Genomic DNA, 18809 nt, shown 5'->3' on the forward strand with positions numbered 1-18809 from the left:
CCTCAAGCCCCCTTGGCCGCGGTACGGACCAGGACGAGGCCGCCGTTCGGACCGGGGACTGCGCCCTTGATGAGGAGCAGACCCTTCTCCGCGTCTACCGCGTGGATGGTCAGGTTCTGGGTGGTGACGCGCTCGTTACCCATGCGACCGGCCATGCGCATGCCCTTGAAGACACGCCCAGGGGTGGCGCAGCCACCGATCGAACCGGGGGAGCGGTGCTTGCGCTGCACACCGTGACCGGCGCCGAGGCCCCGGAAGTTGTGCCGCTTCATGACACCGGCGAAGCCCTTGCCCTTGCTGTTGCCCGTGACGTCAACCTTGACGCCGGACTCGAACACCTCAGCAGTGATCTCCTGGCCGAGCGTGTACTCGCTGGCGTCGGAGGTGCGGAGCTCCACCAGGTGGCGGCGGGGGGTCACGTCGGCCTTGGCGAAGTGGCCCTTGAGGGGCTTGTTCACCTTGCGCGGGTCGATCTCGCCGAAGGCGATCTGGACCGACTCGTAGCCGTCGATGTCGTTCGTACGGACCTGGGTAACGACGCAGGGCCCGGCCTTGACGACGGTCACCGGGACGACACGGTTGTTCTCGTCCCAGACCTGGGTCATGCCGAGCTTCTCGCCCAGGACGCCCTTGATCTGCTTTGCCATCTTCTCGACGCCTCTCAGAGCTTGATCTCGATGTCAACGCCGGCCGGAAGGTCCAGGCGCATCAGCGAGTCAACGGTCTTGGGCGTCGGGTCGAGGATGTCGATCAGGCGCTTGTGCGTGCGCATCTCGAAGTGCTCGCGCGAGTCCTTGTACTTGTGCGGCGACTTGATGACGCAGTACACGTTCTTCTCAGTGGGCAGCGGCACCGGGCCCGCGACCGACGCACCAGTGCGGGTCACCGTCTCGACGATCTTCTTCGCCGAGGAGTCGATGACCTCGTGGTCGTAGGCCTTGAGCCGGATGCGGATCTTCTGTCCCGCCATGGCTACTCCGTAGTCCTGTCTCTGTGTGGAAACGCTCTGGCTCCCGGTCGGCTGCGGGACGGGGTCCCACTGCCTCTCCTCCGACCCACGCGGTCGGGCGTGTCGCACTCCCTCTACAGAAAATTCCCATACGGAAATTCCCTCGTCCAAGGGGGTGCGGTCCCATGACCGCGATTCGGGGGAGAAACACCCACCGAGTGCCTGGTGGGCACCGTGCTGACACTTCCCAGAAGATTCCCGTACGTCCGTCCCCATTGCTGCCCCGAGGGGCAGATTAAGGACGACGAGTACTGTGGGACTCGCTTCCGGTCCTCCCGGCGGGAGGCGCGCAGCATCGGCACTCAGCCGAGCAACTTGAGTAGTCTGCCATACGAGACACGTACCTGGCCAATCGGGCCGAAGAGAATACCCCGCCACGCTGAGTGGTCAAACTGCGCCGCGCCCTCCGCGCGACGGGGCCCCTCCCCCGGCCGCGTCAGGTCCGCGAAACCGTTCCGCAGCCCTCCGGCGCGCCCTCCTCGATGCCCTGGCTCCGGTCGTACGGGTCCTTCGGCGGTCCGGAGGGCGTGGGTCCGGCCGCGGGGTCCTCGTCGAAGCTGGGGTGCAGGTAGCCGTCGTACACCTCGCAGGCGCTGTTGGCGAGGTCGACGCGGTAGTCGGAGAGCCGCAGCCGGCCGGGGGTGACCTGCCACGTGCGCGGGTCGGCGACGGTGAAGGTGATCTCGCGGCGCACGATGGTCCGCTCGACCTGGTCCGCGCCCGGAGCGGCCTTCACCAGCGGATACACGAACGAGTAGTCGAGCCGCACGTCGGCCTGCCCCCGCTCCTTGCCCGGTTCGACCCACATCCGGCCCCGGACCTTGACGACCTCGCCCACGGGCTTGACCTCGGCCGGGTCGTACCGGGTGAAGAGGTTCATCGGGTCCTGCTCCTTCCCCGGCTCGGCCAGCGCCTTCTCCAGGTGCTCGGTCGCCTCCGTGTTCTTGGGGTCCAGCAGGGCCAGGGCGGCCCGCGGGCGCTCCCCCCGGAGCGTGGCCGGGTCCAGGTTCGCCGCGACGAGGAACGCCTTGGCGTTCTGGAGCGTCTCCGCGATCTTCTCCTTGGACACCCCGCCCACGGCGGTGGCCTCCGGGAGCTCGATGCCGGTGGCGCCGTCCGCCCACTGCAGGGCCGGCGAGCCGCGGAACGGATCCCGCAGGGTCGGCCGGTCCGGGTCCACCGACGGCGGCGGAGCACTCGGCCGGGCGGTCTCGGCGGCCAACGGGCCCGCCTTCCGGGCCTCCTCCCGGGCCTCGGCCCTGCCCGTGATGCGGTCGATGACCAGCTCGGGCCGTACGGCGATCAGCGCGAGCCCGGCGATGGCCACGACGGCCGCCGCGGCCTTGAGCCGGCCCGGCCTGCGGCGTTCGCGCCACGCGGGCCCGGTGCGCCACCCCGGCGGCTCCTGGCCCTGGGTGGCGCGCAGCCGTTCGGTCACCATGCGGGCGCGCGCCGAGGGCTCCTTCGGCGCGTCGCCGGATCCCTGGGCGGCCTGTTCCATGAAACGGGCCCACTCCTCGTCGGAGACGCCCGGTGCGTTGTCGTCCTTCTTCCCCATGCCCTGTCCTCGTCCGTTCCCCGCCCGGCATGCGCGAGGGGCTCCGCACCAGCTGGTGCGGAGCCCCTCACCTGCACAGATACGTTTCTTCCGTCAGCGGAAGTAGCCCGTGATGTCCGCGATGAGGTCCACGGATCCCGAGTTGTTGTAGAAGCTGACCTTGCCGTCCACGACGGGCACGACCACCAGGTTGGGGATCGTGAGGCCCGCGGTGAAGTTCAGGTTCGACGCGCTCGTGCGGGTCGTTCCGCTCGGGAAGACCGACACGTAGCTGGCCTCGGTCGGGTTGGTCGCGGTCACGTTCAGCACCACGGCCTTGATCCCGGTGGCCGGGACTCCCCCGACGCCGGCCACGGGCAGCGTGACGACGCTGCCGCCGGTGACCGGGCCCTGCCGGACGCCCGTACCCGTACGGGTGTCCATCAGGCGCTTCGGGCCGAAGTTCGCGTGCGTGGCGCCGGCGTCGCTGTCCGAGAAGTAGCCGGTGATGTCGGCGATCAGGTCGACGGTGCCCTGGTTGTTGAAGAAGCTCACCTTGCCGTCCACGACGGGCACGACCACCAGGTTGGGGATCGTCTGGCCGGGGGTGAAGTTCAGGTTCGACGCGCTGGAGCGGGTCGTGCCGCTCGGGTAGACGGAGACGAAGCTCGGCTGCGTCGGGTTGGTCGCCGTCACGTTGAGCACCACGGCCTTGACGCCGGTCGCCGGGATGCCGTCGACGCCCGCCACGGGCAGGGTGACCACGCCGCCGGTGCCGACCGGGGCGGCCGGGACGCCGATGCCGCTGCGGGTGTCCATCAGGCGCTTGGGTCCGAAGTTGGTCTGGGTGGCGCCGTCGGCCGTCGAGGTGAAGTAGCCGGTGATGTCGGCGATCAGGTCGACGGTGCCCTGGTTGTTGAAGAAGCTCACCTTGCCGTCCACGACGGGCACGACCACCAGGTTGGGGATCGTCTTCCCCGGCGTGAAGTTCAGGTTCGACGCGCTGGAGCGGGTCGTGCCGCTCGGGTAGACGGAGACGAAGCTCGGCTGGGTCGGGTTGGTCGCCGTCACGTTGAGCACCACCGCGGTGGGCGTGCCGCCGGTCGCGGCCGCCACCGGCAGGGTGACCACTTCGCCGCTGCCGACGGGGCCCTTGCGGACGCCGAGGCCCTCACGGGTGTCCATCAGGCGCTTCGGGGACAGCGGGACGAACTTGGCGCCCTTGACCTCGGCCTCGACGGTGACCGCGAGGCTCGTGGAGACCTTGCCGTTCGCGGCGGTCGCCCGGACCCGGACCTCGTGCGTGCCGTCGGTCACGACCGCGGTCGCCCTGCGGCCCGCTCCGTCGGTGACCGCGGCGGCCTCGCCGTCCACGAGCAGCTCGAACCTGGACAGCCGGCCCGTGGCGGTGCTGGTGGTCCAGTCGACCGTCAGGGCGGCGCCGCTCGGGAGGGTGGCGCCCGGCGCGGCCGTCGCCCCGTTCACCGAGGCGATCTTCAGCTGGGCCGCGGGGCCCGTCTGCCGGAGCGCGTCCAGCTGCGGGTAGAGCGAGTTGCCCGGGCACTGGGTGTTGAAGCCGTCGCGGTGGCCGGAGAGCGACTTGAACTCGTACTGCTGGCCGGCGGTGAAGCTCTTGCCGGTGAAGTTGGTCTGGGTGGCGCCCGCCGTCAGCGTCGCGGTGCCGTTCATGTCGCCGTCGTACTGGCCCAGCTTGTACGCCGCGACCTTGGAGATGGCGCCCAGCGCGGCGGCGGAGGCCCCGGCGCCGGTGTAGTCGCCGAGGACGGAGACGCTCGTCGACTCGGCGTTCCAGCCGTAGGTGTGCGCGCCCTGGACGGGCTGGTCCACGCCGCCCTGGCGGCCTTCGAAGACCGTTCCGCACTTGTCGACGAGGAAGTTGTAGCCGAGGTCGCGCCAGCCGTTGCCCTGGACGTGGTAGACGTGCAGGCTGCGGACGATGGCGGCGGACTCGGAGCACTCGTAGGGCGTGGTGGCCGCGGTGTGGTGGACGAAGACGGCCTTGATCGTCCCGCCGGGCAGGTAGATCGGGCCCTCGTCGTTCAGGGACTCGTCGGCGCCCCACTGCGCGCGCGAGACCACGTCCGGCCGCGGCGCGGTCGACTCCGGTCCCGGAGTGGTCGGCGCGGGGTCCACCGCGGGGAGGGAGAAGGCGGCGGGTCCGAGGCCCAGGTCGCCCTTCTTCTTCGCCTTGGCGGCGCCGGCTCCCGGGTCGACCAGGTTCAGCTCCATGCCGGCGGGCAGCGTGCCGCCCCCGGTCACCCGTACCTCGGCGCCGTCGGACGGGCCGACCCAGACCGGCTCGGTGGCGCCGCGCAGGCCCGGGCGCTTGCCGTCGAGGCCGGACTCGGCCTGCTCCAGCACGACCCACTTCGACCACTTGCCGCTGTCGGCGTCCCGGGTGCGGGCCTCGATCCGGCCCTGCACCTCGGCCTCGGGGTCGGTCCAGGAGACGCCGAGGAGCCCGAAGGGCTCGGTGTCCTGCTGGGAGAGGACGGCCTCGCCCCTGCCCTTGGGCTTCAGGGCGAGCTTGTGCAGCTCCCCCTCGACCGGGCCCTTCTCGCGGGCGCGGGCGCTGTAGGGCGAGACCTCGCTCCCGTCGGAACCGCCGGTGCCGCTGGCGACGCCCTGGATGCCCAGGACCGCCACGACGCCGAGCGCGGCGGCCAGAGCCGTTCCGCGCGCACGTCCAATCTTCAAGTTTTCCCCAACCCCTGTTGTGACTGGCTGACAGTCATCTGAGGAGCCGGATGTTACTGGCCGGCACAGGCGTCCCGAGCAGCGGGGTGGGGCCCTGGGCGAACAGGGGTGCGGATACGCCGGGACCCCCGCTCCGCGCGCATCGCGGACCGGGGGTCCCGTTCGGGGGAAGGCTACTTCTTGGCCTTGGCCTTGGCCTCCGCCTCTGCCTCCGCCTTCTCCCTGTCCTTCTCCTTCTGCAGCTCCTCCGGCGGCGCCTTGCGGCCGCAGACGGCCTTCCAGTTCAGCGGCCCGATGCCGCCGCACCAGATCTCACCGTCGTCGGGGCTCTGCCGCCATTCGTTCGTGACGATGTCCGCGCAGTTCTTCTTGTTCGGTGCGAAGCGCGGGCAGGTGCCGTCCGCCTTCTTGATGGTGTGCGCCCGCCAGGCGTCGATGCCCATCGTCATGTTGTCGGACTGCGGCATGTACCGGTTGACCGACCAGGACGCGCCCATCGCGGCGAACAGGGCGATCGCGCAGACCATGCCGGCAGCGAGCTGCGCGACGACCCGCCGGGGCACGACCCGTCCGGCGACGTCCCCGCCACGGGGCCGCAGGGTGCGCTCGGCCCAGCCGGATCCCCGGTGGACCACCGCCATCATTCCGAGCACGGCCAGGATCATCAGGCAGTACATGATGATCCAGGTGGTCCGGGGGAAGAGCTGCACGGCCTTGTCGTGCGCCATGTGCGAGGCGAACCAGAACCGGGCCAGCCAGGCGCCCGCCAGCGTGGCGGCCGCGGTGAGGACCATTATGTTGCGCAGCCCGAGGCCGACACCGAGACCCACGGCGAACAGCAGCAGCAGGGCGAACCCGCTCTGTCCGGCCATCTCGCCGGCCACCGGCCAGGTCTGGTACTCCAGCTTCCCGGAGCGGTCGGACACCCAGCCCAGCACGTACGCGGGGTCGACGTACACGGTGAGGAAGGCGTAGCGGTCCGGGGTCTGGGAACCGAGGCGGGCCATCTGGTAGATCAGCGGGGCACCCACGACGCCGGCGGCCAGCACGGTGGCGCCGACGAACGCCCCGGTCCGCTTGACCACCGCCCGGCCGGCGCGCCACGGGAAGATGCACAGCGTCAGCAGGAACACGCCGGGCGCGGCCCAGACGTACCAGCCGGAGTACCAGAGGAAGACCACGCCGAAGACGAGGCCGAGGACCGCTCCGCGCAGCAGCACCTGGCGCAGCGGCCGCTCGCCGGCCCGGCGCACCTCGCGCAGCGTGTAGCCGAGCAGGGGCAGCAGGACGAGCATGCTCGCGTGGCTGTACGGGCGGATCGGGTCCATGAAGAGGATGGCCGACGGCACGGCGATCAGCAGTGCCCAGAACGGCCGGAGCAGCAGCCGCCAGGCCAGGTACGTCATCGGGCCCGCGACGGCGGTGAAGAAGATCTGGAAGTCCTTGAGGGCGAAGCCGGTCCCACCGGGGACGGCGTCGTAGCGGAGCTTCGCCCAGACGGCCATCAGACCGGGGAAGAGCGGCGGGTAGATGCCCGACGGCCCCTCACCGTGCAGGAACGAGTTGGCCATTGCGATCAGTGCGCTCGGGTCGCCCTCCTGGCCGCCCAGGCCCCAGGGGGTGCCGCGCAGCGCGACGACCACACCGCCGGCCACCACGCCGGTGGCGAGGCCTGCCAGGGCGGCGCACACCAGGCGCTTCGCCAGCTGGTGGCGCTGCAGGGTGCCGCGGTAGGCGGTGTAGAGCAGGATCGCGAGCAGCGGCAGGCCGAGGACGGCCGCGTACTGCTGGAGCTTGGCGAGCCCGCTGACCTGGCCGATGCGGATCAGCGGGTTCACGCTGATGTGCGTGGACAGCAGCGTGAACCCGAGGGCGGCCACCACGCTGACGACGATCTCGGCCAGGATCTGCACCCACCGCCGGGACGTCCACTCCCGGATCCGCGAGGGGGTCGGGCCGTTCTTCGGCTCAGCAGGTTCGGAGGGCCGCTGGGCCGGGGTGCCGGCGTCGCCGACCGCCTCGGGGGCCAGGTGTGTCATCTCGGTCCGTTTCGTGGTGGGCGGAGTCTGATCAGTTCTGGCCGGAGGTGAAGGCGTGCTTCGCCAGGGTGCGGGCACCGGCCTTGTTGCCGCTGCGCAGGGCTCCGGGGAGCATCGTCAGCGCGTGCAGCCGGGAAGCGCTGTGGAAGCGGGCCGCGCGGGCCGCCTTGGGCCAGCCGCGGGCGTCCATGCGGTCCGCGACCGCGGAGAAGTACCGCTCGGCCTCCGCGAAGCGGGTGCCGGAGAAGGCCTGGACCGACGACTCGCTGACGGCGTGGCGGCGGTACTGGAAGACGGTCGTGGTGTTGTCGATGACCATCTCCTCACCGCCTTCGAGCAGGTCGACCACGAGCGCGAGGTCCTGGATGACCGAGTAGTCGTCGCGGAAGTTCACCTTGCGCAGCACCTCGCCGCGCCAGGCGATCGAGGGGAAGTAGAGCCAGTTGCCGCGCAGCACGCTGGCGGCCAGCTCCTCGCCGCCCATCAGGCGACGGCCCTTCACCTGCGGTGCGTACAGGCGCTTCTTGGTGTTGTCCGCGAGGCCCTGGGTCACCCGGCCCGTGCCGTCGATGACCTCGACGCCGGGCTGGACCATGCCGATGCCGGGCCGCTCCTCGACGATCTTGCGGACGGTCTCCAGGTAGTGCGGGTGCAGGACGTCGTCGCAGCCCATGATGACCACGTAGTCGGCCTCGGACAGCCGCACGCACTTCTGGAAGTTCTTCGTGATGCCGAGGTTCTGCTCGTTGCGCGTGTAGTGCACGCGGTCGTCGCCGAGCCCGGCGAACCAGCCCGGTACGTCGGGCTCCTTGCCGTCGTCGATCACGACGAGGCGGAAGTCCCGGTCCGTCTGTGCGAGGACGCTGCGGACGGCGTCCTGCATCAGCCGCACGTCCCCGTAGTAGGGGAGCATGAAGTCGAAGGTCACCATGGAGCGTCAGGCCTTCACGGAGTCGGAGTCGGCCTCGGCGTCGGCGTCGGCGTCCGCGGCGGCGTCCGACGCGGAGCGGGCGGCGGGGGCCGCACCGAGCCGCTCGTCGTTGTGGCGCGTGCCCTCGTTGATGGCCACCGTCCGGGCGAGGTCGGTGATCTTCTTCTCCAGCGAGCGGAACCGCAGGAAGGTGTTGAGCGTGAGGAAGCCCATGCCGAGCACCATCACGTACAGCACCAGGTCGGTGCCGCGGCCGACGCCGAGCTGCTGGGCGAGCCACGTGACGTCGGTGGGACGGAGCACGGCGTACACGTTGACGACGACGAACAGGGAGAAGGCGATGCGCTTCCAGGCCCGGTTCTTCGCCTGGCTCCACGTGCGGATGAACACCAGGGCCATCGACACGGAGCCGACGATCAGGACGAGCTGGATCCAGAAGTACTTCATCGACGCCCACGCTCCCGCAGCGAAATGTCAAAGATGATGTTCACGCCGTTGATGAGGGACTGGCCCTTGGAGCGCGAGTATTCGGTGTAGAGGATGTCGACGGGCACTTCGGTGACCCGCAGTTCCGAGCCCGCCAGGAAACCGACGAGCTCGGACGCGTGCGCCATGCCGTTCATCGTGATGTTGAGCTGCTCGGCGGCCTTGCGGCTCAGCACGCGCAGACCGTTGTGCGCGTCGGTGAGCTTGAGCTTGCGGGCGGTGGGGCTGACGGCGGCGGCCGTGCGCAGGACGACCTGCTTGATCCACGGCACCTGGCCGTTCTGCTCGATGAAGCGGGAGCCGAGGACCACGTCGGCCTCGTCCCGGCGGAGCACGCCGACCATCGTCTCGACGTCCTTGGTCTGGTGCTGGCCGTCGGCGTCGAAGGTCGCGAAGTAACGCGAACCGGGCTGGTTGAGCGCGTACTTCAGACCGGTCTGGAGGGCCGCGCCCTGCCCGAGGTTGACCGGGTGGCGGACCAGGTGGGCGCCCGTGGTCGCTATGTGCTCGGCCGAGTCGTCGGTGCTGCCGTCGTCGACGACGACGATGTTGGGGAACGTCTTGCGGGCCCCCTCGACCACCTCGGCGATCACCTGGCCCTCGTTATAGGCCGGTATGACCAGCCAGACATCGTCGTATTGGGACACGGTAGCTCCAGCGGAAAGTGGCACGTACGAGTGCTCGGTGATCGGTGTGACGTCTTGGGCCGGCATGGTCATCTCCCGACCGCTCCCACGCCCGGGGCGCCGGTGGGTGCGTCGGTCGTCCGCCGGGGTGCTTCGCCGGCCGCGGCCGCGGTTCCGGGAAAGCTCAGCCTGAGGGCTGCCAGCATAGCGAGCACGGTGGCCGTCGATCCCACGGCGTAAGCGACGATGACGCGCACGGACACCTCACCGGGGACCAGGGTGATGCCGACCAGCACCGCCGAACCGACGGCCCAGCAGAGCAACTGCAGGTTGTGCCGCTTGAATACCATGAGCGCCTGTCCGAGGACCATCGCGAACATGTATGCCACGGTGCCCGCGGACAGCAGGAAGAAGTCGAAGCGCCCCAGCACCGACACCGTGCCGAACAGCACCTCGATGAGCCAGGGCCCGAGGGCCGTGGCGGGGATCCCGCCGAGCAGGCCGAGGGCTCCGACGACCGTCGCGATCCGGCGCAGCATCGCCCAGAACGCCGCGCGGTCCCCGGCGGTGAAGGCCGCGGTGAGGCCGCTGAGCAGCGAGGCCTGCAGCGAGCCGAAGACGAAGAGCGGCACCCGGGCCAGGACCAGGGCGCTCAGCAGCGAGGCGATCAGCGCGCTGTCGGCCGGGGCCAGCAGCTTGGTGCTCATCACGGCGGCGTTGACGACCAGCTGGGACAGCAGGGTCGAGCAGACCAGCAGCCCCAGCCCGCCCCGCAGTTCGCGCCAGGCGATCTGCTCGCCGGGACCGGCCGCGCGCACCAGGGCGGGCAGGGTCACCAGGGTCGCGACGACGGGGGCGACGGCCAGGATGAGACTGAAGGCCAGCGCCGAGTGCAGTCCGAAGACGGCGCACGCGAAGGCGAGCACGATCCGCAGGCCGCCGTCGACGGCGAGCTGGGTGCCGTACGCGCCGAAGCGGCCGAGGCCGGCCAGCACGCCGCGGGAGAGGTAGCAGACGGCCATGCCGGTGAACGCGCCGCCGAGCGCGGCCACCAGGGCGCGGTCCCCGTGGAAGAGCAGATCGGCGAGGGGGCCGGCGCCGACGGCGAGGACCAGCAGGGTCGCCGCGAGGATGGCCGACGTGAGCAGGGTGGCGCGGCGCAGCACCGGGGCGGCGCCGTGGCCCAGGACCACCCGCGCCGACACGATCCGGGTCAGCTCCTGCTCGATGGGGAAGAAGACGCCGATGCCGATGGACATCACGATCGTCCACAGCACCGAGACGTTCGCCAGCGCTTCCGTCGACAGGCTGTGCCCGGCGACACCGAGGTGGACGTACGAGGCCGCGCCGAGCACGACGGTGCCGCCGGCCACCGCGACGGTGCCCGGCGGCAGCGCCGCGGTCAGCTTGTTCAGCAGGGTTCTCATCCCGCGCGGCCGTCCCTGGCCGCCTTCGCGAGGGCGGCGAAGCCGGGGGTGGCGAGCGCCGCGGCCAGCTGGTCGCGCCAGTCGGGGAGCGGCTCCAGGCCGGCCCGCTCCTTCCAGGCGTCGTGCGCGAGCACGCTGAAGGCGGGGCGGACGGCGGGGCGGACGAAGGCCTCGGAGGTGGTCGGCCGGATCCGCTCGGGGTCCAGGCCGCTCAGCGCGTAGGTCTCGCGGGCCAGTCCCATCCAGGTGGTGCGGCCGGTCGCGGTGCCGTGGTAGATCCCGCCCGCGGCCCGGCCCTTGAGGGCGGCGAGGCCCAGGTCGACCAGGTGCCGGGCGAGCGCGTAGGACCACGTCGGCTGGCCGTGCTGGTCGTCGACCACGTCGAGGGTGTCGCGCTGGGCGGCGAGCTTCAGCATGGTGGCGACGAAGTTCGGCCCGTGCTCGCCGTACAGCCAGGCGGTCCGCACGACGTAACCGTCCTGCGGCAGCAGCTCGGTGACGGCCTGCTCGCCGACCAGCTTGGAACGCCCGTAGGCGTTGACCGGGCCGGTGCCGGCGTCCTCGCGGTACGGCTCCGTCGCGTCGCCCGGGAGCACGTAGTCGGTGGAGACGTGGAGCAGGCGCACGCGGGCGGCGGCGCAGGCCTCGGCCAGGACGCGCACCGCGGTGCCGTTGACGGCGGTCGCGGCCTCCTCGGCGGTCTCGGCGCCGTCCACGTCGGTCCACGCGGCGCAGTTCACGACCACGGTGGCGCCCTCGACGGCGGCCCGGACGGCGGCCGGGTCGGTGATGTCGAGGTCGGCGCGGCGCAGGCCCACGGCCTCGATCCCGGCGCGCTCCAGGACGGTCAGGACGTCCTGGCCGAGCATCCCGCCGGCGCCGGTGACGAGCCAGCGCCCGGCCGTCGGGTCGGTACTCACTTCTGCAGGGCCGCCTTCGCCTTCAGCGGCTCCCACCAGGCGCGGTTCTCGCGGTACCAGTCGATGGTGGCCTTGATGCCGTCCTCGAAGGTGACCTGCGGGGCGTAGCCCAGCTCGGCGCCGATCTTGCTGATGTCGATGGAGTAGCGCAGGTCGTGGCCCTTGCGGTCCTCGACGTGCTCGACCATGTCCCAGCCGAGGCCCGCGGCCTCCAGCAGGACGCCGGTGAGCTCCTTGTTGGTGAGCTCGGTGCCGCCACCGATGTTGTAGACCTCGCCGGCCCGGCCCTTGCGCATGGCCAGGTCGATGCCGCGGCAGTGGTCGGAGACGTGCAGCCAGTCGCGCACGTTGCCGCCGTTGCCGTACAGCGGGACCTTCTTGCCGTCCATCAGGTTCGAGACGAACAGCGGGATGACCTTCTCCGGGAACTGGTAGTGCCCGTAGTTGTTGGAGCAGCGGGTGACCACCACGTCCATGCCGTGCGTGCGCGCGTAGGCCAGCGCCAGCAGGTCGGAGGACGCCTTGGAGGCGGAGTACGGGGAGTTGGGCACCAGCGGCCACTCCTCGGTCCAGGAGCCCTCGGTGATCGAGCCGTAGACCTCGTCGGTGGAGATGTGGACGAAGCGGCCGACGCCGTGCTTGCGGGCGGAGTCCAGCAGCACCTGGGTGCCGACGACGTTCGTCATGACGAAGGGGCCCGCACCGGCGATCGACCGGTCCACGTGGGACTCGGCGGCGAAGTGCACGACCACGTCGTGGCCGGCCATCACCTGGTCGACGGCCTCGGCGTCACAGATGTCGCCCTGGACGAAGCGGTATCCGGAATGGTCCGCGACCGGGGCGAGGTTGGCCTCGACGCCCGAGTAGGTCAGCTTGTCGAAGACGGTGATCTGCGCCGTGGCGTCTGCACCGAGCTGCTGGCGGACGAATTCTGAACCGATGAAGCCGGCGCCGCCGGTCACGAGGATGCGCATAATACGAAGAGTCTAGCTGCCTGCCGAACGTCACACGCCGGACGGTCGGACCGCCCCGGCCCTCTCGCATAGGGTTCACCCATGCGTGGAATCCTTTTGGCCGGTGGCACCGGATCGCGACTCTGGCCGCTGACTCGGGCCGTTTCGAAGCAGCTGCTGCCCGTCTTCGACAAGCCGATGATCTATTACCCGCTCTCCACCCTGGTGATGGCGGGCATCAGTGAAATCCTGATCATCACCACCCCTGAAGACCGTGACCAGTTCGAGCGGCTGCTCGGCGACGGCTCGCAGTTCGGACTGCGCCTGGAGTACGCGGTCCAGGAGCGCCCCGAGGGCATCGCCCAGGCGTTCGTGCTCGGCGCCGACTTCATCGGTGACGAGTCCGTCGCGCTGATCCTCGGCGACAACATCTTCCACGGCAGCGGCCTCGGCACCCGCCTCGCCCAGCACACGGACGCCAAGGGCGGCCGTGTGTTCGCGTACCCGGTGGCGGACCCGACCGCCTACGGCGTCGTGGAGTTCGACGAGAAGGGCCAGGCCATCTCCATCGAGGAGAAGCCGGTCAAGCCCAAGTCCCGCTACGCCGTGCCGGGTCTGTACTTCTACGACAACCAGGTCGTCGAGATAGCCAAGGGGCTCAAGCCCAGCGCCCGCGGCGAACTGGAGATCACGGCCGTCAACGACGCCTACCTCCAGGCCGGCGAACTGAACGTCACCATCCTCGACCGCGGCACCGCGTGGCTCGACACCGGCACCTTCGTCTCGATGGTCCAGGCCTCCGAGTTCGTCCGCGTGATCGAGGAGCGCCAGGGCTTCAAGATCGGCTGCATCGAGGAAGCGGCCTGGCGGGCCGGCCTCATCGACTCGGCCCAGCTGCGCGCCCTCGCCGAACCGCTCACCAAGAGCGGCTACGGCACCTACCTGCTGGCCCTGCTCGACGAGGAGGAGGGCAAGTGAAGTTCCGCGAACTCTCCATCGCGGGCGCCTTCGAGGTGACCCCGCAGCTGCACGGCGACCCGCGCGGCCTGTTCACCGAGTGGTACCGCTTCGACCGCCTGGCGGAGGTCGTCGGCCACCCGCTGAACCTGGCGCAGGCGAACCTCTCCGTCTCCGCCGCCGGCGTGGTCCGCGGCATCCACTTCGCCGACGTGCCGCGCGGCCAGGCCAAGTACGTGACCTGCGTGCGCGGCGCCGTGCTCGACGTCATCGTGGACCTCCGGGTGGGCTCCCCCACCTTCGGCACCTGGGAGGGCGTGCGCCTCGACGACGTCGACCGCCGCGCCGTCTACATCCCCGAGGGCCTCGGCCACGGCTTCTGCGCCCTGACCGACGACGCGACCCTGTCGTACCTGTGCTCGGAGACGTACAACCCGACCGGCGAGCACTCGGTCCACCCGCTCGACCCGGACCTGGGCATCGAGTGGCCGGCCGACGTCCCGCAGCTGTCCGCGCGTGACGAGGCCGCCCCGTCCCTGGCCGAGGCCATCGCGACCGGCCTGCTCCCGGACTTCGCCGCCTGCAACGAGTTCACCGAGTCGCTCCGCGTGAGCTGACCGGCCGCCGCACGCACGCGGAGAGGGCCGCACCCCGTGCGGGGTGCGGCCCTCTCCGCGTATCCGCGACCGCGTCGGGGTACGCCAGAGGGCCCCGTCCCACCGCCGAGGCGATGGGCCGGGGCCCTCCGGTGCAATCAGGTGCTCGCTGAGCGAGCTACCGGGTCAGAACACGAATTACTTCGTGATCTTGGTGACCTGGCCGGCGCCCACGGTACGACCACCCTCACGGATGGCGAACTTCAGGCCCTCCTCCATGGCGACCGGCTGGATCAGCGCGACCGACATCTCGGTGTTGTCGCCCGGCATGACCATCTCCGTGCCGGCCGGCAGGGTGACGACACCCGTGACGTCCGTGGTACGGAAGTAGAACTGCGGGCGGTAGTTGTTGAAGAACGGGGTGTGACGGCCACCCTCGTCCTTCGACAGGATGTAGGCCTGGGCCTCGAACTCGGTGTGCGGGGTGACCGAACCGGGCTTGATGATGACCTGGCCGCGCTCGACGTCCTCGCGCTTGATGCCACGGAGGAGCAGACCGACGTTCTCACCGGCCTGGCCCTCGTCGAGCAGCTTGCGGAACATCTCGATACCGGTGACCGTGGTGGTGGTCTTCTCTTCCTTGATACCGATGATGTCGACGGTCTCGTTGACCTTCAGGACACCACGCTCGATACGGCCGGTGACGACCGTACCGCGACCGGTGATCGTGAAGACGTCCTCGACGGGCATGAGGAACGGCTTCTCGGTGTCACGCGGCGGGGTCGGGATGGCCTCGTCGACGGCGGTCATGAGGCCGAGGAGCTTCTCGCCCCACTCCTTGTCGCCCTCGAGCGCCTTCAGCGCGGAGACGCGGACGACCGGCAGGTCGTCGCCCGGGAACTCGTACTCGGAGAGGAGCTCGCGGACCTCGAGCTCGACGAGCTCCAGGATCTCCTCGTCGTCCACCATGTCGGCCTTGTTCAGGGCGACGACGATGTACGGAACGCCGACCTGGCGGGCCAGGAGCACGTGCTCCTTGGTCTGCGGCATCGGGCCGTCGGTGGCGGCGACCACGAGGATCGCGCCGTCCATCTGCGCGGCACCGGTGATCATGTTCTTGATGTAGTCGGCGTGACCCGGGCAGTCGACGTGGGCGTAGTGACGCGCCTCGGTCTGGTACTCGACGTGCGCGATGGAGATGGTGATACCGCGCTGGCGCTCCTCAGGAGCCTTGTCGATCTGGTCGAAGGCCGAGGCCTCGTTCAGGTCCGGGTACGCGTCGTGCAGCACCTTGGTAATGGCGGCCGTGAGGGTCGTCTTACCGTGGTCAATGTGACCGATGGTGCCGATGTTGACGTGCGGCTTAGTCCGCTCGAACTTCGCCTTCGCCACGGGGTCCTCCTGGAGAGTGGTTCTGTACGCCTTACAGATCGGCGCCAGGTGATCTTTGCTGGAAAGCCGGCCCCCCGGGGCAACGGAGTGAGACTCCTGTTGCCCCAGAGGCTCCGGTGACAAGCCTAAAGCGTGTACTCGGAAGAGTTACTCGCCCTTGGCCTTCGCGATGATCTCCTCGGCGACGTTCCGGGGAACCTCGGCGTAGGAGTCGAACTGCATCGAGTAGCTGGCGCGACCCGAGGTCTTGCTGCGGAGGTCTCCGACGTAGCCGAACATCTCCGAAAGGGGCACGAGGCCCTTGACGATCTTGGCTCCGTGACGGTCCTCCATGGCCTGAATCTGGCCACGGCGGGAGTTGATGTCACCGATGACGTCACCCATGGACTCCTCCGGCGTGGTGACCTCGACGGCCATCATCGGCTCGAGGAGCACGGGAGAAGCCTTGCGCGCGGCCTCCTTGAAGGCCTGCGAGCCAGCGATCTTGAAGGCGAGCTCCGAGGAGTCGACCTCGTGGTAACCGCCGTCGAGAAGCGTGACGCGGACGCCCGTCATCTCGTAGCCGGCCAGGATGCCGAACTGCATGGCCTCCTGCGCACCCGCGTCCACCGAAGGGATGTACTCCTTCGGCACACGACCGCCGGTGACCTTGTTCACGAACTCGTACGCCGGGCCGTCGGCCTCGGTGATGGGCTCGATCGCGATCTGCACCTTGGCGAACTGACCGGTACCACCGGTCTGCTTCTTGTGGGTGTAGTCGTGGCGCTCGACGGCCTTGCGGATCGTCTCGCGGTACGCGACCTGCGGCTTGCCGACGTTGGCCTCGACCTTGAACTCGCGCTTCATACGGTCGACCAGCACCTCGAGGTGCAGCTCGCCCATACCGCCGAGGATGGTCTGGCCCGTCTCCTCGTCCGAGTGAACGTGGAAGGAGGGGTCCTCCTCCGCGAGACGCTGGATGGCGACACCCAGCTTCTCCTGGTCACCCTTGGACTTGGGCTCGATGGCGACCTGGATGACCGGAGCCGGGAAGTCCATGGACTCCAGGATCACGGGCTGCTTGTCGTCGCACAGCGTCTCACCGGTGGTGGTCTGCTTCAGGCCCATCACGGCGACGATGTCGCCGGCGCCCACCGAGTCGATCTCCTCACGCTTGTTCGCGTGCATGCGGTAGATCTTGCCGATGCGCTCCTTCTTGCCCTTGACGGAGTTCAGCACCGCAGTGCCGGCCTTCAGGCGGCCCGAGTAAACCCGGACGAAGGTGAGCTTGCCGAGGTGCGGGTCGCTCATGATCTTGAACGCGAGCGCGGCGAGGGGCTCCTCGTCGGACGGCTTGCGCTTCACGACCGTCTCGGCGTCGCGGACGTCGTGGCCCTCGATGGCCTCGATGTCCAGCGGCGACGGCAGGTAGCGGACGACGGCGTCGAGCAGGGGCTGGACGCCCTTGTTCTTGAACGCCGTGCCACAGAACACCGCGGTGATCGTGGGCTCGCCCTTGCCCTTGCCGGAGCCGAGGATGATGCGACGGACGGCGGCGTGCAGCTGCTCCTCGGTCGGCTCGTCGCCGTTGAGGAAGAGCTCCATGATCTCGTCGTCGTTCTCGGCGACGGTCTCGACCAGCTTGCCGCGCCACTCTTCAGCGGTCTCGGTGTGGCTGGCCGGGATGTCGACGATGTCGTACATCTCGCCCTTGGTCGCCTCGGCGGACCAGACGAGCGCCTTCATGCGGACGAGGTCGACGACACCCTGGAAGTCGGCCTCGGCACCGATGGGGAGCTGCATGACGATCGGGACGGCGCCGAGGCGGTCCTTGATCATGTCGACGCAGCGGTGGAACTCGGCACCGGTACGGTCGAGCTTGTTGACGAAGCAGATACGCGGGACGCCGTAGCGGTCCGCCTGACGCCAAACGGTCTCGGACTGCGGCTCCACACCGGCGACACCGTCGAACACGGTGACGGCACCGTCGAGGACGCGGAGCGAACGCTCCACCTCGACCGTGAAGTCAACGTGACCCGGGGTGTCGATGATGTTGATGGTGTGGTCGACGTCCTCGAGCGGCCAGTGGCAGGTCGTCGCGGCGGACGTGATCGTGATGCCGCGCTCCTGCTCCTGCTCCATCCAGTCCATCGTGGCAGCGCCGTCGTGGACCTCACCGATCTTGTACGACACACCGGTGTAGAACAGGATGCGCTCGGTGGTGGTCGTCTTGCCCGCGTCGATGTGGGCCATGATCCCGATGTTGCGGACCTTGGCCAGGTCAAGCGAAGTGGTAGCCATAAGGCTTCGGTCTTCTCTCGGTCTCGATGTGGGGTGGGACTACCAGCGGTAGTGCGCGAAGGCCTTGTTGGACTCGGCCATCTTGTGCGTGTCCTCGCGCTTCTTGACGGCAGCGCCAAGACCGTTGGAGGCGTCGAGCAGCTCGTTCATGAGGCGCTCGGTCATGGTCTTCTCACGACGGGCGCGGGAGTAACCCACGAGCCAGCGGAGGGCCAGGGTCGACTGGCGACCCGGCTTGACCTCGACGGGGACCTGGTAGGTCGCGCCACCGACACGGCGGGACTTGACCTCGAGGGACGGCTTGACGTTCTCCAGCGCGCGCTTCAGCGTGATGACCGGGTCGTTGCCGGTCTTCTCGCGGAGGCCTTCCATGGCGCCGTAGACGATGCGCTCGGCGGTGGAGCGCTTGCCGTTCAGGAGGATCTTGTTGATGAGCGACGTCACCAGAGGAGATGCGTAGACCGGGTCGATGATGACCGGGCGCTTCGGGGCGGGGCCCTTACGAGGCATTCTTACTTCTCCTTCTTGGCGCCGTAGCGGCTGCGGGCCTGCTTGCGGTTCTTGACAGCCTGGGTGTCAAGCGCACCGCGGATGATCTTGTAACGAACACCCGGCAGGTCCTTCACACGGCCACCACGCACGAGCACGATGGAGTGCTCCTGCAGGTTGTGTCCCTCACCCGGAATGTAAGCGGTGACCTCGATGCCGGAGGTCAGACGCACACGCGCGACCTTACGGAGCGCCGAGTTCGGCTTCTTCGGGGTGGTCGTGAACACACGCGTGCAGACACCACGACGCTGGGGCGAAGCCTCGAGCGCGGGGGTCTTTGTCTTCTCGACCTTGTCCTGCCGGCCCTTGCGGACCAGCTGCTGGATCGTAGGCACTACTTCTCCGGTTTCTGTGTGCCGTGTAGTGAAGCTAACCTGGAACGTTGCCGA

The 18809-nt window shown here is 69.4% G+C and carries 17 protein-coding genes; 2 read left to right on the forward strand and 15 right to left on the reverse strand.

Annotated features, from left to right (window positions below; all coding sequences use genetic code 11):
- Nucleotides 1-2: 2 nt before the first annotated feature.
- The 11 genes from rplC to rfbB form a co-directional block, all read right to left on the reverse strand.
- Nucleotides 3-647 (reverse strand): 50S ribosomal protein L3, encoded by a 645-nt coding sequence (rplC, locus tag AC2RP6_RS17355; RefSeq protein ID WP_007265899.1) that lies wholly within the window; start codon nt 645-647, stop codon nt 3-5.
- Nucleotides 648-661: 14 nt separating this feature from the next.
- Nucleotides 662-970, reverse strand: coding sequence for a 30S ribosomal protein S10 (rpsJ, locus tag AC2RP6_RS17360; RefSeq protein ID WP_003948644.1), 309 nt, complete (start codon nt 968-970; stop codon nt 662-664).
- A gap of 475 nt (nt 971-1445) precedes the next feature.
- Nucleotides 1446-2567: a hypothetical protein gene (locus AC2RP6_RS17365; protein ID WP_486447022.1), complete on the reverse strand. Its 1122-nt coding sequence runs from the start codon at nt 2565-2567 to the stop codon at nt 1446-1448.
- A gap of 93 nt (nt 2568-2660) precedes the next feature.
- The gene (locus AC2RP6_RS17370) at nt 2661-5264 is read right to left on the reverse strand and encodes an N-acetylmuramoyl-L-alanine amidase (protein ID WP_486447023.1); all 2604 of its coding nucleotides are present in this window, start codon (nt 5262-5264) and stop codon (nt 2661-2663) included.
- 173 nt (nt 5265-5437) lie between these two features.
- Entirely contained in the window at nt 5438-7303 is a 1866-nt protein-coding gene (locus AC2RP6_RS17375) for a hypothetical protein (RefSeq protein WP_486447024.1), read from the reverse strand.
- A 31-nt stretch (nt 7304-7334) separates the two neighbouring features.
- On the reverse strand, nt 7335-8234 hold the full coding sequence (locus AC2RP6_RS17380; RefSeq protein ID WP_486447025.1) for a glycosyltransferase family 2 protein: 900 nt from the start codon (nt 8232-8234) through the stop codon (nt 7335-7337).
- Between the two features lie 6 nt (nt 8235-8240).
- Nucleotides 8241-8681 carry a DUF2304 family protein gene (locus AC2RP6_RS17385; protein WP_486447026.1) on the reverse strand — a complete coding sequence of 147 codons (441 nt, stop codon included), beginning with the start codon at nt 8679-8681 and terminating at the stop codon, nt 8241-8243.
- A complete protein-coding gene (locus AC2RP6_RS17390) occupies nt 8678-9367 on the reverse strand; it encodes a glycosyltransferase family 2 protein (RefSeq protein ID WP_486447027.1) in 690 nt (229 codons plus the stop codon). The genes AC2RP6_RS17385 and AC2RP6_RS17390 overlap by 4 nt, the downstream gene beginning before the upstream one ends.
- A 68-nt stretch (nt 9368-9435) precedes the next feature.
- Nucleotides 9436-10773, reverse strand: coding sequence for a lipopolysaccharide biosynthesis protein (locus AC2RP6_RS17395; protein ID WP_486447028.1), 1338 nt, complete (start codon nt 10771-10773; stop codon nt 9436-9438).
- Nucleotides 10770-11642 (reverse strand): dTDP-4-dehydrorhamnose reductase, encoded by an 873-nt coding sequence (rfbD, locus tag AC2RP6_RS17400; protein WP_486450361.1) that lies wholly within the window; start codon nt 11640-11642, stop codon nt 10770-10772. Before rfbD ends, AC2RP6_RS17395 begins: the two co-directional genes overlap by 4 nt.
- A 47-nt stretch (nt 11643-11689) precedes the next feature.
- On the reverse strand, nt 11690-12667 hold the full coding sequence (rfbB, locus tag AC2RP6_RS17405) for a dTDP-glucose 4,6-dehydratase (RefSeq protein WP_486447029.1): 978 nt from the start codon (nt 12665-12667) through the stop codon (nt 11690-11692).
- 81 nt (nt 12668-12748) lie between these two features.
- Here rfbB and rfbA point away from each other — a divergent pair, with 81 nt between their 5' ends.
- Both rfbA and rfbC read left to right on the forward strand, forming a co-directional pair.
- A complete protein-coding gene (rfbA, locus tag AC2RP6_RS17410) occupies nt 12749-13624 on the forward strand; it encodes a glucose-1-phosphate thymidylyltransferase RfbA (RefSeq protein ID WP_030026474.1) in 876 nt (291 codons plus the stop codon).
- Nucleotides 13621-14220, forward strand: a complete 600-nt coding sequence (gene rfbC, locus AC2RP6_RS17415) for a dTDP-4-dehydrorhamnose 3,5-epimerase (RefSeq protein WP_486447030.1) — start codon at nt 13621-13623, stop codon at nt 14218-14220. The genes rfbA and rfbC overlap by 4 nt, the downstream gene beginning before the upstream one ends.
- 177 nt (nt 14221-14397) lie before the next feature.
- On the opposite strand, the gene tuf is transcribed toward rfbC, so the two are convergent.
- The 4 genes from tuf to rpsL form a co-directional block, all read right to left on the reverse strand.
- Nucleotides 14398-15591, reverse strand: a complete 1194-nt coding sequence (gene tuf, locus AC2RP6_RS17420) for an elongation factor Tu (protein ID WP_030026472.1) — start codon at nt 15589-15591, stop codon at nt 14398-14400.
- Between the two features lie 147 nt (nt 15592-15738).
- A complete protein-coding gene (fusA, locus tag AC2RP6_RS17425; protein WP_486447031.1) occupies nt 15739-17871 on the reverse strand; it encodes an elongation factor G in 2133 nt (710 codons plus the stop codon).
- Between the two features lie 39 nt (nt 17872-17910).
- The gene (rpsG, locus tag AC2RP6_RS17430) at nt 17911-18381 is read right to left on the reverse strand and encodes a 30S ribosomal protein S7 (protein ID WP_007265894.1); all 471 of its coding nucleotides are present in this window, start codon (nt 18379-18381) and stop codon (nt 17911-17913) included.
- A 2-nt stretch (nt 18382-18383) separates the two neighbouring features.
- Entirely contained in the window at nt 18384-18755 is a 372-nt protein-coding gene (gene rpsL, locus AC2RP6_RS17435) for a 30S ribosomal protein S12 (protein WP_007265893.1), read from the reverse strand.
- Nucleotides 18756-18809: the final 54 nt, after the last annotated feature.

The organism is Streptomyces sp. WAC03905 (assembly GCF_057371075.1).

What these genes read in the sequence shown, in the direction of transcription:
- AC2RP6_RS17365 (WP_486447022.1), bottom strand. Translation starts at nt 2,567, where the DNA reads ATGGGGAAGAAGGACGACAACGCACCGGGCGTCTCCGACGAGGAGTGG.
- AC2RP6_RS17375 (WP_486447024.1), bottom strand. Translation starts at nt 7,303, where the DNA reads ATGACACACCTGGCCCCCGAGGCGGTCGGCGACGCCGGCACCCCGGCC.
- AC2RP6_RS17385 (WP_486447026.1), bottom strand. Translation starts at nt 8,681, where the DNA reads ATGAAGTACTTCTGGATCCAGCTCGTCCTGATCGTCGGCTCCGTGTCG.
- rfbD (WP_486450361.1), bottom strand. Translation starts at nt 11,642, where the DNA reads ATGCTCGGCCAGGACGTCCTGACCGTCCTGGAGCGCGCCGGGATCGAG.
- AC2RP6_RS17380 (WP_486447025.1), bottom strand. Translation starts at nt 8,234, where the DNA reads ATGGTGACCTTCGACTTCATGCTCCCCTACTACGGGGACGTGCGGCTG.
- rplC (WP_007265899.1), bottom strand. Translation starts at nt 647, where the DNA reads ATGGCAAAGCAGATCAAGGGCGTCCTGGGCGAGAAGCTCGGCATGACC.
- rpsG (WP_007265894.1), bottom strand. Translation starts at nt 18,381, where the DNA reads ATGCCTCGTAAGGGCCCCGCCCCGAAGCGCCCGGTCATCATCGACCCG.
- rfbA (WP_030026474.1), top strand. Translation starts at nt 12,749, where the DNA reads ATGCGTGGAATCCTTTTGGCCGGTGGCACCGGATCGCGACTCTGGCCG.
- rfbB (WP_486447029.1), bottom strand. Translation starts at nt 12,667, where the DNA reads ATGCGCATCCTCGTGACCGGCGGCGCCGGCTTCATCGGTTCAGAATTC.
- fusA (WP_486447031.1), bottom strand. Translation starts at nt 17,871, where the DNA reads ATGGCTACCACTTCGCTTGACCTGGCCAAGGTCCGCAACATCGGGATC.
- rpsJ (WP_003948644.1), bottom strand. Translation starts at nt 970, where the DNA reads ATGGCGGGACAGAAGATCCGCATCCGGCTCAAGGCCTACGACCACGAG.
- AC2RP6_RS17395 (WP_486447028.1), bottom strand. Translation starts at nt 10,773, where the DNA reads ATGAGAACCCTGCTGAACAAGCTGACCGCGGCGCTGCCGCCGGGCACC.